We start from the raw sequence: 12,791 nt of genomic DNA on the forward strand, positions 1-12,791 counted from the left end.
TTGTAAGAATCTTAATATGGGAGGAATCAACTTGAAGAAGACATTACTTAAAAAACTAGGTTTTTGTTGCTACAGCATTAATTGCTTATGCTACTCCGGCTTTTGCATGGTCAAGTGTAAGTGCTTACGCAACAGTTACTTTTACTGACTACGCCTCATATTATTATGCAAAAGGCACAGGGAAGGTATCTTCATCAGGTTCGAATACTGGATCGCAAGCACTTGAAAACTACTCCGTTTTTACAAGAGATGGAGAAGTAATAGATTCTGATGAATCTCGTGAAGGATCCAGTCCTGTTACATTAAGTTTCAGAAGTGATCGTGAAGGCGATAGTATAACGTGGGACTTGTCTGTTTATGGTTATCTCTATGAAGATGGTGAAGAGATAGATTCCGATGAGGACTATGATGGAGAAACACATCCTGGCATTTAATCTATTGAGAAATCGGAGGGTGTAAATAATGAAAGTAAAAGGAATTATGAAAGTAAAAGGAATTATGATAACAAGTGTACTAGCATTGCTAGTAGTATTTAATGGATCAGGACATACTGAAGCAAGCACTGATAAGTTTGTTGCTAAAACAAAAGAAGAAAAAGCATGGAAGGAATATGTAGACAAATCGGTCAAAGATAAATTGTTCGATACTTATGAAGATTCGACTGATAGTTTTGGTGTTAATCTTTCAGATTATACATACCATAGCATTCATGCTATACCAACAGAACAGGAGGGAATCGATCAGAAAACGGTTCTCTCCCTTAAAAAGGCTATATTTAAAACAGCCATGAAAGATATCAAAGCTGGTGATTTCCAACCTGGTATTTTTATCAAGAATGATGGATCTGATGCATTTGTTACCTTTAAAGAGGGGGATACTGGTGAGAATCATATTTACTGGTTCAAACCGGCTTCCAAGGGGAAATGGGAATTAGATAAAAGTGCTGAAAAGAAAGGGAAAAAAGTAGAAAAACTCAAGCTAAAGAAGCTTAAAGAGTTTGTTAAAGAGAATATTGACAAGTAGCATTTTGTCAATCTGTGTGCAAAAAAAATACAGTTGGGAGAACCCGACTGTATTTTTTCTATTTAAATCAAGCAGGAAAAGGATCTGATATGACGAGAGTTTTTCAAGGAGGTATTCCACTAATTTGTGGGAATGCTTTTTACCCCCTGAACGCTTAAATTATCTTTAAGTATCCACTTTTCACTAGTTGATTCAAATGTAAATTTATACATATGATTTGTTTTATCTGAAGACTTGTAAATTACAATTGCTTCTGTTCCCACTTTGTTGACAAAAATCGCTGGCATTAAGTCCCCCTTCTTCAGTTTACTTCTAATGATTTTCATTGATTCTAAGGAAAGCTTTTCTAAATTATTTTCGGATTCAACGAATTCTTGTTTTGAGTTATTTTGTGGACGATAATACTGATAATCGTCTTTATTGAGACCGAAGCTATGAAATATTTCATCATGAACTTCGATCAAATAATATACATCATGCAGTTTTTTTACTATTGCACTGTTGTTTGTAAGGAATAACGTATGATTCTTCTTAAACAGATAATTTGGCCCGGAAGCTTTCAGTGGTGTAGATTCTTCCTTTATATCCAATCCTGTAAAGGTATAAGTTACATTCCCAGGCACACTAAAATCCTCAACCAATTTTACACTCTCTACATCAACACTTTCCGGGAATATGGCTACATCAATTTGTCCTTTGTTCGTCTTCAATTGAACGACTTTCTCTACACTCAAGAAAACATTCGTAAGTTGAGAATTACTTATATCATTAACTTCTATATCAGAATATTCGTGCAGTATCTTGATAATGTTATTAACTGCATCATTATTTTCAATTGATAGGTTGGAATGCATTGTTACAGAATTCATACCTTTTTGCTGGCTGATATTCCAACCCATCCAACTTGGTATTATGATGGTGATAGCAAGTAAAGTGACTATCGCAGGAATGGGTAACTTAAACAATTTTGACCCCTTACGTTTAATCCGTAAATTGATTCTTTCTTCTACCTCCTTAACATGTACCCTGTCATTTTCGAAATTCAGTTGACTAGTCTTTCCAAGTTTTCGTAACATGTCCTCTACATCCATATTTCTCCCTCCTTACTTATCAAGGTTTTTATTTGTTCGCGCGCCCGATGCAATCGTGTATATACAGCTCCTGTCGAAATACCGAGAATTTCACTAATGGTCTCAATACTCAACTCTTCATAATAATGGAGGATGAGTATCTGCCTATGTCGAAAAGGGAGTTTATCAATTAGTAAAGCTAAATTAGCAAGTTCGTCTTTTCGGATAACTTGCGATTCAGTATCAATAATTCCTTTGTCCACTGGCTGAGCGAAATAGAATATGTTACGAAACGACCATGAACGTACGTATCGTTTAGACTCATTTACAGCAATTCGATATAACCAGGTCTCTATTCGGCTGTCTCCTCGAAAAGTTGAGAGATGCTTGTATGCCCTCAAAAACACTTCTTGTGTAATATCCTCTGCAGCTGTTCGATCTTTGACTAACCAGTAACATAGCCTATACACTTTGTAAAGATGTGCTTGCATTAGATGTTCGAATGACGAGTCCATTGTTTCGTTTAACAGCGTCATGCCGGGTATCATTTCATTTTCCTTCAGTGTTCTCTCCTCCTCTCTATAATTTAGATACAGCAATTAAATATTTCTTACAGATATAATTAGAAAACATTTGGAGTCCCTGAATGGGGATAAAAATTCAGCCATGTAATTCCAATTTTATGCAGGGAATTTGTACATTTGGCGGATGGGTGTATTTTACCAAAGTACAAGCATACGAGGGGATATTGAGATGGCTACTCAGTCGCTAAATATGGTTCTAAAATCCCTATTTAAGTTATTTAATTGAAAATTGACCAAAAAATGGTAAAATCATCCCTAGAATGGAAAGGGTGATTACATTGATTAGAAAGTACAGGATCATTTTTTTTATGGGTATGTTATGTGTAGCGGTGTTATTTGGCTGCACGATAAACTCGGAAGATAGCTTAACCACTCCTGTTAAATCTAGTATTTTGGATAAGGTGAAAAATGGTGAATTAGAAGGTATCTCAATCAATTTAGGAGCAACGAAAAAAGAGGTATTAGATAAATATGGGGATCCAATTCGCTCGGGGAACTCTGAATATGGATTTACTTTTTATTATGATGGTTTTAGTCTAGAATTTGAGGATTATGCTGATTCAATTGATCAGGTAAAAGAAACTAGTAAAGTTGTACTTATGAATGCTGACCCAAAGACTGTCGGTCTTACCGGATCACCTGATGAAATTAAGGGAATCCTGGGAATCCCTTCACGGGAGATACAAGATGATACTGGTGATAACACTTTCATTTTGGAGTATTCTGTGAGTGACTATTTATTTAAGATAACCTTTGATACCTCTAATAGTCCTGTAAAATATATAACTTTGCAAATCAAATAACTGTACAACACGACCTTCCAGATTTCAACCAATTGGATGACAAACTGATCACACAAGCCCGATATTCGCAATGTGCACCAACACTGGGCAAAGAACCTAACGACGTCGACATTCCGTATGTGAAGCATCACGGAAAAGGGAGAGGCATTAGACTTAAACTGCCAAGGCGGTTACGGATAATAAAGAAAAAGGGGAAGAAGAATAGTTCTTTTCCCAGCACGACTGAAAAATCCCCTTCATGTGAACAGGCAGTAGCTCGCCCTGCCTGCTTTCCCTGAAGGGGATTCCTTATTAGTATAGTCGTTGGCCATGTAAGGAGGTCTTCAGACACCAGCAGCATCCTATGCCTTTGGTATTGCGTACTGGTAAAATCAAGGACTTAGAATCGTAGTGGTATAATTTGATGTCGTTGTAGACAAAATCAACGTCGTATACCGAACGTTATATCATATAAGGGTGATTTACCCCCTCAGATCAATTATTTGTTTTTCAATTTTTTCTTTTTGTTCTTCTCCTTTGCTTTTTCTTTTGCCTCATTGTCAATTTTTTTAATATCCTTGTCCGTTACATTAAAGTGCTTTTTAAAATTAGTCAATGTTCTGTCGTCTGGCTCATTATTGTTCATCCACTCGTAGAACTTATCTTGGCCAACATGGTCTATCAAAATCTGATCGATGTAATACTCAGGATTATCAATGTTTTTATCGAAATGATCATGATCACTTTCAGCTGTTAATGTAGCAAAATTCAATACATTTGGCCAAAAAAATTCTGGATTAATTGTATCTGAGTAGGACGGAGTTTTAGTATTTTCATTGTTTACATCAAAGTGTAGGTGATATCCTCTGTCCTCTTCCTCTCCAGGCGCCCCTGTATTACCTGATTCTGCGATTTCTTCGCCTCTACTAACATTTTCATACTTACTAACATAGTAATCATTTACATGAAGATACCGAGTAATGAGGTTATTACCATTTGGATCCTCATCATCATGTTTGATTGTTACATATTTAATAGGAGCAGAAGTATATTCTCCTACCGCAACTACCTCACCATCAGCAACTGCATAGACTGGTTTAAGTTTTACTCCAATATCGATCCCTTTATGTCGTCCATCCGAGCGGCTTTCACCATAATCTCCAGTAATAGTATAAAGGGTTGTTGGCCATCTCCATCCTAAAGAACCATAAGGATCATCAGGATCAGACATAGGAATAACCTCATCTACATTTTTAGTTTGAGCGATCGCAGCACTAGAAGCACTAAGCGATAATAAAGCAGCAAACAATCCAAGTGTAACTCGTTTCACTTCTTCACAACCCCTTTTCCAAATTTTTACTCTATACAACCTAATTCTATCATATTTGTAAAAATTTACAATATTAGGAATAAAAACAAGAAACAACCAGTTCCCTTTTCAAAAAGGAACTGACGAGGGGGCTGTTATATCTCGACTTTCGACGTTATTAGAAAGGGCATCCAGTAATACCCTGAATAGTGTCAAAGATCATATGAATTCTTCATAGATTAGAGGATCACATGGTTTATAAAACAAGTGAATATAATAGGCCTCTCTATGTGAGACTGTTGCAATGGATTGTCTTTGGAAAAGTCAAATCATTTTGGGGGACAAATAAGGTCTTCCTAAATGCGAAACGAGCCTTAGAAGTGATACAAGAGGCTCGTTTATCTTTGATACGTTTTGTTGTTCTGAAAAAATTGACTTTTGTAGTGCTTTCTTTTTATACTTTACTACTTCATCTCTTAACGCTTGAATTGTTTTTTGATGACTCCTGATAGTGTCTGTCCTTTTCTTTATATTCCCTCAACTCGTTATACTGTTTAAGAAATGTAAGTTCCATATTCAGCAATTCGTTTTTTAAAGCCTGTTTGTCTTTGCCGTGCTTTTGGCGGATTAGCTCTTTACTTGGAAGGTAAACTGTATTTTTATCCCGAAGCTCATGAGATCTCATGACAGGTTGATTTAGTTCGTCAATAAAGTCTTTCATTCGACGACTCTAAGTATTTCTACCGACTTCAGTTTCCTTTTGGAGAAGGGAAGGGGTCAATTTTATACTATTCTTTTTTATGTTTCACTTCTAAGGTTAGTTCTTTAAGCAGCTCATCAGTCCACTCTTGTGGTTTTCCTCTTGTATAACGGGTGCTTTTTTGATCATATGCAGATTCCTCCATTAGCTTAAAGTCAATGGTTGCCTTTATATCCATATAGGATAATAACTGTCTTGAAGTTTTTAAGACATCATTATTTGCATTTCTTAATGAGTTAGCCAGACTCGTTGAAATCTCTTTCAATAATTCGATGGACTCACGAATTTTCACTTTTAAAACTTCGATGAATCTGCTAACCATTGGATTGCTTGTTCCCGTTCATTGATGGCAGGATTAAAAATGAAATTCGGACAATATTCACAGAACCTAATACAGTTGTTAGGGAACACAACCCGGTTTTCTATACAGGTTCCACAATGAATTTGCCCAACAACAACATCATCTCTTTAGGTAACAGAAACTGTTTTACCTCTGTCGTCCACGTATCTCATCCATCCGTTAAAACCGCTATGCTCCATATTTTAGATCCTTCTGATTGTTCTAATTGTTTTTGCACAAAGCGTTGATGCTCTCATATCCCCTTCTACCCACTCCCGAGCAATTTCTAGTTAGTGTGGTACTATTGGTTATGAGTTGGTGGGAAAGGGTGTTGGACATGAGCAAAACACTGGTGCTGGCTGAAAAGCCTTCTGTAGGACGGGACATTGCGCGCGTGCTGCAGTGTCAGAAAAAAGGAAACGGTTATTTGGAAGGCGATAAATATATCGTGACGTGGGTCTTGGGGCATCTCGTCACTCTGGCTGATCCAGAGGTGTATGGGCAGCATTACAGCTCCTGGAAAATAGAAGATTTGCCGATCATGCCTTCTCCACTGAAGCTGGTAGTGATCAAGGAAAGCAACAAGCAGTTCCACAGCGTGAAACAGCAAATGAGGCGAAACGACGTGAAAGAGATCGTCATCGCGACAGATCCAGGTTTATCTCTATAAATTAATTATGTACACTACAATAAATTTATCCCACTCCTTTATTTATCTAAGGTTAGACAACACAATTAAAAATGCACTTAAATAAATATTTGTACATAAATGATTCATAATAAGGCTTTTATGTACAATTAAGAAACGCTATTGGGGTGGTCAAACCGTTCAGTTTCCTCAATCTCTGGCAAAATTGTTGTAGCAATCTTGTCCCCCATCGGGAATAATTCGGAGAGAATCATATTCTTTTCTTTCTTTAGCCAGAGCATCTAGTTGTCATTAAAGTGGCGATGGGTGGGGCTGTGCCTGTTGGCATTGTTCTGCCTGGCTCTGCTGCGGATCTGATCGCGCCCTACTCTGCTTCGCTCCCTCTCTACCTTGGCGATCTTTACCGTGATACTGTATCTTGTTGGGCTTCTGCCTCTCTGGATCCTCTCTCTGCGAAGGAAGTTGCCACTCATACTTGGCTCATTCTCAAGCAGACGCTCATGACTTGTCTCCGTACTACCAAGCGTGAGCGCATTGCTCATCTGACTGCTTACGTACGGCAGGCTATGTCTTCTGCTCTGCTTGACCTGGTTGTGCGCGGCTATAGCGTGGATCGCTTGCCTGCTTCTGTCCAGAGGCAACTAGCCGATCCTGGCCCTAGCTTTCCTTAACTTTAACTCTATTTGGGGGAAGCTAATCATGTTTTGCTCCTTGCCTTTTGCGTAATCAACTAGCGCGGACAGCTCCGTTTCTCAACTTACGCAAAGAGGAGCATTCTGGAGCTACAATGAGTTCGTAAAATTTAGTGTGCAAGCCGGTTTGTCCACCACTGACGGACAAATGATGGTTGCTTGTTTTGTGCTAATCGCTGAAAACGGCGAAAAACGCCCGAATTTGGACATTCAGACGCTTGTTTACATAAAATGGATTATCCTTCAGACCCCGGAAAGCCAGTTAAGTTTTGTTGTTCGCCCCTAATTTTGGCACAATATCAGCGTAGTGCAACGCAAATGCATGAAAATGCATGGTAATTACCGCGAACACTGAAACCAAAACGATTTTGGGAAGTTCCGATTTTTATTTGGGGATCAGGGCAGACGCCTCATACGATTGGTCGTCCCGTATTCGGGAGCAACGAAAAGTAAGAAAAGTCTATCAACAGGGGTAGTACCAGCACTGGTACTACCCCTGTTTGCATGTACAGCTGATGTTCCTATTCCTGTAAACCGTAAATAGGAGTTTTGAAGAAGTCATTGTGTTTGTAACTCAATACGTTCCGAATAGAATTTTCCATTTTTGTCACTCCAATTGATAGTGACAGATGAGTTCTCAAACATATTCTTTAAATTATCCAGTAGTGGATTCTTCTCAATTGAAGGGGAAAACGATATGGTGTAAATTTTTTTGTCATATTTATAAGCGTTGGGATAGGTTATTTGCTTATGTAGATCTAATTGTCCTGATAATTGTGCATCTATGGATTCAATCAAGATAGGTATATCATCTTTTCGATAGGATAATTCCAAGTCATTTACCTGTAAACGTTCGTCTATTACATGGGCGCTGAAGGTCGCCGTCCAATGTTCTGACGAACCCGTTAATTTGATTCCTTTTCCAAAAGAGTTATAGATGAGAACGAATAGTACAATAATTGCGATTAGGATAATGTACCGCCATTTTTTATTCAAGGTGTCACCGCCTTTTCTTATAATTTTATTTCTCAACATCAAATAAAAAAAGGGGCAAAATGCCCCATCCTTATATTCCTGAAGGATCGATTGTTGTTTTTTGGTCTGTTTTTACTTTGCTTCCGTTTTTGTAGATATCGGACAGAACCACTTGTTGAATATAGCTTGGGGAATTGATGTACACCGGTTCTACCGAAACAGTTGATGTAGCCCATGTCCATGAATTTGATGTAGAATTGTCTTTCCAAGTAGGTGTCCACGGGTTGCTTGGTGCTCCTGTATTTATATTTACAGAATTACCGCAATAGTTAGTACCGAAAATGTCGAGAATTATTCTTGCGTTTTTAACTGTGTAGGCGGTAGATGATCGTGTCCACCAGGTGGTAAGTGAAGTGGATTTATACAAGCTTCCAACGTTACCAGGAGGAGCATTGTAAACGTTCATAAAGGCATCTAAGTACTGTCTCACGGCGTAGTTATCGTATTGGCTTGAAGTTGTCACATGGGCTGTGTGATCATATCCACTACCATAATCACAGGTAGCAGCAGTGCTAAATTCGGCAGCTGAATCATATAGGGGGCTTGTCTGTTTTGATCCATCTTTCGGGAATATCCGGAAGATCTCAATTTTTTCAACTTTTGTTTTTTGGTTTTCAAGCTTCTTTAATTCGTCATAAGTTTTTTTGGTTTTCGCGTTCTTTTGGATTTCCTCATCTGTCAACTGAACATAGTCATATCCTTCTGGTACGATGTCTTCAATGGCAGGTGGATTTTCTTTTACGGCGACACCATTTTCACCAAAGTTCGGAGATTCTGCAAATGCAGAAGCACCAGTTAAAGAAATTATGACTGACAAGAAGAATGGGACAAGTTTCTTCAACATCAAGATCCCTCCTCTTTTTTACTACATTTGAATGATATTATAATATTTGGTGATTAAAAAGGGGCGAAAGAACTGTTTTGGCAATTAATGTAAATTCCAATGGTGCCAGGGGCAAACGTTTAAAGAAATTGGTAATACACTTGAAGAAGTACCTAAAATAATGAGTACTTGAACAAAACCTTAACTCACAGCCTGTCTTCAAGTTGACGTTCCGGGTTTATATCCTCCAGAGTCACCACATTCCGATTTCAAATTATAGTCGGAACTTCCCTAAGTCGTTGTGTCAGCCATTTTGAGATATTTCTCATGTTTTTTCACAAAAGGTATTTCGTATCATCAAATGACCAACGCTGCATAATGGCGGCTTTACGAGGATGCAATAATAAGTTCAGGATGTACTCGCCAATATCCATCATAAGTTAGCACTGTTGTCTTACTGGGGAGACGGAATCGCGTCCTCCTTGGACGGGATGCGTGTACAAGTTGACGTTGTGGCCCTACATGCTAATGCCAGTCCTTATAACTGCTCAGGTAAATGAGCAACGATTTACCGATTCATAAGGGTTCAGTTCTCCAGCGTTTACTCCAGGGGTAATTAAGTAAGAACTCACGTGATGCTGATCACATCATTGACGGACGCTTACATAATGAGACAGATCTGATGATCGAGGAATTCTATACTAATACAGCAGGTTACACGGATCAAGTTTTTTGGTTTGACGCACCTGTTGGGCTTTCGTTTTGCTCCACAGCTGCGTGATCGGCCGATTCCAAACTATATACTATTGGAAAAGGGAACGACTTGCAAAAGCTGGATAACCAGTTGCGCGGGCAAATCAATACAAAGATCATTAAAGAAAATTATGATGACGTGCTACGCTTGGCCCATTCCATCCGGAACAGAACAGTGTCCGCCTTACTTATCATGCGGAACCTCGGTTCCTTTGCACGTCAAAACCGACTAGCCACAGCGTTGCGTAAAATGGGACGTTTCGAAAGGACCATATTTGTTCTAGATTACATATCGAGTGAAGCTTTGCATCGCGGATTAATTACTCATACCAGGGTCCCACCACCGAAACGACGTCAGACCCACGATAGTGAAAGAGCCGGTTTTTCCTTTGTTAAGGAATACCGGCTTTCTGTTTTACATACGAAGTGGCCGTAATGACTGTAGGTCCCCTAGCTGATTTAGGTTAAACTTGTACTCGCCCAAGAAATAGATGTGTTCCATCCGAGTGGGGAAATATGATGGAGAAGCACTTCACGTAACGTACCACTCTCTTTTTGATGCCCCTGCTTTTGCCAGAAACACTGTATTTCAAACACTGTTAACGTTAATTAGAATGTTTAGGGCACTGGCGCGTTGGAGCGATCTTTTAACGCCCAATGTCGTAACTCTCTTTACTTGCCAAAGAGGATGGCTCGTGCTAAGAGTTTACCTTGCGTTTTCCGTAAGCGCATGTCGAAAATATCATATGTATAGTTCTGTATACTCGACATAAATCGACAGTTTTATTGATGGAATTGAGATATTATAGTAAAAAATGTAAAAGGAGGGTTTTTTATGGGATTTAAAAGGCGTTTTGTTATTGGTACATTTCTCGCATTGACTCTATCTTTAAGTACGATAGCAGTTGCAGCTGGAGAACTAAGAAATAGTGACGCATTTTATAGTGGAGGAGGATACAAAGTTCTGAGTGTAACAGAGAACTTGAAGTATTATGTAACACCAGATGCTTGGAACGAATTTGGAGATTATATTGAGGATGCATTTTCTGATTATTCTTCTATCCCAGGAGTCGACTTTGACTTCCAAGAAGTTGATTGGGCTGATGAAGCAGAACTAATAATTCTCAATACACAAGATGATGGCACGTATGATGGGTTACCGGGAATTATGATTCCTTGCGACTGGTCTAGAACACCTACTTGTGAAAAGACACGCTATCAGAGTAGATGGGACACTGCGGCGGTATTTTTATTTCCAGATAATATGGATCTGAAAGGTTATAACCAAACAAACAGACACAAGACCATCGTACATGAAATAGGTCATGCTTATGCTTTAGTTCACCAACCTGTCGGTGTCGATTCTGTAATGGTAGGCGGAAAATCAACAATTACAAGTCCAACTTCTCTAGATATTAGCAACTTACAATTTAAGTATTAAAGGTGGCGATAATTATGATTAAGAATAAAATCCCGATGGTTACTACTATATTAGTCCTAGCTATTGGATTTATCGTTTTATCAACAAATGATTTAACTGCTGAAGCTAGTAAAGAGGAAAAAATAATTTCTTACCCTGGTGAGATTATAAAGTATGATGATTTGAATGATCTTGAAAAGGATGCTCCAATAATTGTTCAGGCAACTTTTACTGGAGATCGTGAAACCGTTTATCCGAATATAACAGAAGGAAGACTTTTCCGATCAGATTCGCTAGTCGAAATCAAAAAAGTATTTAAAGGCGATCTAAATAAAAAGGATCAAATCGTTGTGTACGAGCCAGCCTATTTAGATGAAAATGACGTTTTTGTAACTATCGATGGATATAATCTTATGGACGAGAAGGAAACCTACACATTGTTTTTAAAACCAGTTAAAAACAAAAAGGGTTACGCGATTGCTGGCATGTATCAAGGGAAATACTATAATAAAGTACAGGGAAATGGCAAAAGTGTGAAGAGAAGTTTCGACTATAAAGATTTAAATGAGGTCGATTACTTTGGTGGAAATGTAGAGCATTTTAAAAGATTAAAAGAGCAGGTGGTAAAAAAATATAAATTGGTAGATTGATTAAATGAAAATCCGATTGGGAATAATTCCATTCGGATTTTTAATATAAATTCGCGAACGTAAATAAAGATGTAACAATAGAGAAGTTAGTATCATCTAAAGATCAGCAGTATATGGAGGTGACCTTATGAAACTCATGTTAATTCCCCTAATACTAATCTTCTTGATGGATAGCAACTCTTTTAATTCCTACCACCATGCTGTAACGCAGGAAGAACTATCAAAATACAATGAATTTACTGGTGAATGCGGCTTATTAGTCGATGAGTATGATCCTGAATTGATGTGGAATAACATCAAATATTTGAAGAACTATGAATCAGATACGAAAGGGTTAGAACGTGGCAAGAAAATCGGAGAAGTATTGTTTAAAATGAACGGGAATGTTTGCCTAGGTTACAAAAGGAAACATGGAGATGCAACATGGGCAGAGATTGGAACCCCCATCTATCAAGTAAAAGGATATACAGAAAAATTTCGGATCTTCGTAGGTGATGATTTGTACGAAGCATTGGAAAATCCCTATGCAAAAAAAATTGGGGACATTTTCGATATATCCGGAAAAATAAAGAAGATCACTATCGAGTACCCTATTGAAAACTCCCCTTCAGTCGAATTTCCAGAAGAAGCTACGAAAAAATTCATTGATGAATTTCTGAATTTAGAATATGTTCCATTTAAAGACATTTACAAAACTTCAATGTTTAGGAGTGAAAAATATTTTTTGCGTTTCCAACTTCATGACGACTCTAGTTTTATCGTTTCTTTTTGGCCCGATGAGAATGTATTTATACAAGGACATGGAAATGACGTGACTAAAAAAATAATAATGAGCCATGCGGAAAAGCTCACGACTAAATACCCGCGATTCTATAATTAATAACTCAACTTTCGCAGCTCA

General features: G+C 38.1%; 14 protein-coding genes and 3 pseudogenes. 9 read left to right on the plus strand and 8 right to left on the minus strand.

Annotated features, from left to right (window positions below; genetic code table 11):
• The first annotated feature begins 462 nt into the window (after window positions 1-462).
• On the plus strand, window positions 463-1,023 hold the full coding sequence (locus EDM55_RS12225) for a hypothetical protein (RefSeq protein WP_092271694.1): 561 nt from the start codon (window positions 463-465) through the stop codon (window positions 1,021-1,023).
• A gap of 119 nt (window positions 1,024-1,142) precedes the next feature.
• Here the strand turns inward: EDM55_RS12225 and EDM55_RS12230 are convergent, their stop codons facing one another.
• Complete coding sequence (locus EDM55_RS12230) at window positions 1,143-2,114, minus strand: hypothetical protein (protein ID WP_092271697.1); 972 nt, start codon at window positions 2,112-2,114, stop codon at window positions 1,143-1,145.
• Window positions 2,105-2,641, minus strand: coding sequence for an RNA polymerase sigma factor (locus tag EDM55_RS12235; protein ID WP_122960465.1), 537 nt, complete (start codon window positions 2,639-2,641; stop codon window positions 2,105-2,107). The genes EDM55_RS12230 and EDM55_RS12235 overlap by 10 nt, the downstream gene beginning before the upstream one ends.
• Before the next feature lie 296 nt (window positions 2,642-2,937).
• Between EDM55_RS12235 and EDM55_RS12240 the strand changes: the two genes are divergently transcribed.
• Entirely contained in the window at window positions 2,938-3,480 is a 543-nt protein-coding gene (locus EDM55_RS12240) for a DUF4309 domain-containing protein (protein WP_174769338.1), read from the plus strand.
• A 478-nt stretch (window positions 3,481-3,958) separates the two neighbouring features.
• Here the strand turns inward: EDM55_RS12240 and EDM55_RS12250 are convergent, their stop codons facing one another.
• The 3 genes from EDM55_RS12250 to EDM55_RS12260 form a co-directional block, all read right to left on the minus strand.
• Window positions 3,959-4,789 (minus strand): M23 family metallopeptidase, encoded by an 831-nt coding sequence (locus EDM55_RS12250; protein ID WP_141296400.1) that lies wholly within the window; start codon window positions 4,787-4,789, stop codon window positions 3,959-3,961.
• Between the two features lie 448 nt (window positions 4,790-5,237).
• A complete protein-coding gene (locus EDM55_RS12255) occupies window positions 5,238-5,489 on the minus strand; it encodes a hypothetical protein (protein WP_092271709.1) in 252 nt (83 codons plus the stop codon).
• 67 nt (window positions 5,490-5,556) lie between these two features.
• A complete protein-coding gene (locus EDM55_RS12260) occupies window positions 5,557-5,820 on the minus strand; it encodes a hypothetical protein (RefSeq protein WP_139228098.1) in 264 nt (87 codons plus the stop codon).
• A 385-nt stretch (window positions 5,821-6,205) separates the two neighbouring features.
• Between EDM55_RS12260 and EDM55_RS12265 the strand changes: the two are divergent.
• Both EDM55_RS12265 and EDM55_RS12270 read left to right on the plus strand, forming a co-directional pair.
• Window positions 6,206-6,526: pseudogene (locus tag EDM55_RS12265) on the plus strand (toprim domain-containing protein); the annotation flags it as partial.
• A 305-nt stretch (window positions 6,527-6,831) separates the two neighbouring features.
• A complete protein-coding gene (locus tag EDM55_RS12270; protein WP_139228099.1) occupies window positions 6,832-7,188 on the plus strand; it encodes a hypothetical protein in 357 nt (118 codons plus the stop codon).
• Between the two features lie 579 nt (window positions 7,189-7,767).
• Here EDM55_RS12270 and EDM55_RS12275 read toward each other — a convergent pair.
• Together EDM55_RS12275 and EDM55_RS12280 are read right to left on the minus strand one after the other, a co-directional pair.
• On the minus strand, window positions 7,768-8,205 hold the full coding sequence (locus tag EDM55_RS12275) for a hypothetical protein (RefSeq protein ID WP_139228100.1): 438 nt from the start codon (window positions 8,203-8,205) through the stop codon (window positions 7,768-7,770).
• Window positions 8,206-8,275: 70 nt separating this feature from the next.
• A complete protein-coding gene (locus EDM55_RS12280; protein WP_092271721.1) occupies window positions 8,276-9,088 on the minus strand; it encodes a hypothetical protein in 813 nt (270 codons plus the stop codon).
• Window positions 9,089-9,516: 428 nt separating this feature from the next.
• On the opposite strand from EDM55_RS12280, the gene EDM55_RS31430 reads away from it, so the two are divergent.
• Together EDM55_RS31430 and EDM55_RS31435 are read left to right on the plus strand one after the other, a co-directional pair.
• On the plus strand, window positions 9,517-9,627 hold the full coding sequence (locus EDM55_RS31430; protein WP_373863384.1) for a hypothetical protein: 111 nt from the start codon (window positions 9,517-9,519) through the stop codon (window positions 9,625-9,627).
• A 74-nt stretch (window positions 9,628-9,701) separates the two neighbouring features.
• Window positions 9,702-10,256, plus strand: a pseudogene (locus EDM55_RS31435) (Tn3 family transposase); the annotation flags it as partial.
• Here the strand turns inward: EDM55_RS31435 and EDM55_RS30955 are convergent.
• Window positions 10,236-10,522 (minus strand): annotated as a pseudogene (locus tag EDM55_RS30955) (Tn3 family transposase); the annotation flags it as partial. The pseudogenes EDM55_RS31435 and EDM55_RS30955 sit on opposite strands and share 21 nt — an antisense overlap.
• A gap of 133 nt (window positions 10,523-10,655) precedes the next feature.
• On the opposite strand from EDM55_RS30955, the gene EDM55_RS12290 reads away from it, so the two are divergent.
• The 3 genes from EDM55_RS12290 to EDM55_RS12300 all read left to right on the plus strand — a co-directional run bounded on the left by EDM55_RS12290 (window position 10,656) and on the right by EDM55_RS12300 (window position 12,770).
• Window positions 10,656-11,261 (plus strand): hypothetical protein, encoded by a 606-nt coding sequence (locus EDM55_RS12290; RefSeq protein ID WP_092271724.1) that lies wholly within the window; start codon window positions 10,656-10,658, stop codon window positions 11,259-11,261.
• Window positions 11,262-11,275: 14 nt separating this feature from the next.
• Entirely contained in the window at window positions 11,276-11,890 is a 615-nt protein-coding gene (locus EDM55_RS12295) for a hypothetical protein (RefSeq protein WP_092271727.1), read from the plus strand.
• 127 nt (window positions 11,891-12,017) lie between these two features.
• Window positions 12,018-12,770, plus strand: a complete 753-nt coding sequence (locus EDM55_RS12300; RefSeq protein WP_122960468.1) for a hypothetical protein — start codon at window positions 12,018-12,020, stop codon at window positions 12,768-12,770.
• Window positions 12,771-12,791 lie beyond the last annotated feature (21 nt).

Source organism: Brevibacillus centrosporus (genome assembly GCF_003710815.1).
Taxonomy (GTDB): Bacteria; Bacillota; Bacilli; order Brevibacillales; family Brevibacillaceae; genus Brevibacillus; species Brevibacillus centrosporus.

Bases quoted from the DNA above. Each gene is read 5' to 3' on its own strand.
- EDM55_RS12225 (WP_092271694.1), top strand. From the start codon at position 463: ATGAAAGTAAAAGGAATTATGAAAGTAAAAGGAATTATGATAACAAGT.
- EDM55_RS12230 (WP_092271697.1), bottom strand. From the start codon at position 2,114: ATGGATGTAGAGGACATGTTACGAAAACTTGGAAAGACTAGTCAACTG.
- EDM55_RS12235 (WP_122960465.1), bottom strand. From the start codon at position 2,641: ATGATACCCGGCATGACGCTGTTAAACGAAACAATGGACTCGTCATTC.
- EDM55_RS12240 (WP_174769338.1), top strand. From the start codon at position 2,938: ATGGAAAGGGTGATTACATTGATTAGAAAGTACAGGATCATTTTTTTT.
- EDM55_RS12255 (WP_092271709.1), bottom strand. From the start codon at position 5,489: ATGAAAGACTTTATTGACGAACTAAATCAACCTGTCATGAGATCTCAT.
- EDM55_RS12280 (WP_092271721.1), bottom strand. From the start codon at position 9,088: ATGTTGAAGAAACTTGTCCCATTCTTCTTGTCAGTCATAATTTCTTTA.
- EDM55_RS12290 (WP_092271724.1), top strand. From the start codon at position 10,656: ATGGGATTTAAAAGGCGTTTTGTTATTGGTACATTTCTCGCATTGACT.
- EDM55_RS12295 (WP_092271727.1), top strand. From the start codon at position 11,276: ATGATTAAGAATAAAATCCCGATGGTTACTACTATATTAGTCCTAGCT.
- EDM55_RS12300 (WP_122960468.1), top strand. From the start codon at position 12,018: ATGAAACTCATGTTAATTCCCCTAATACTAATCTTCTTGATGGATAGC.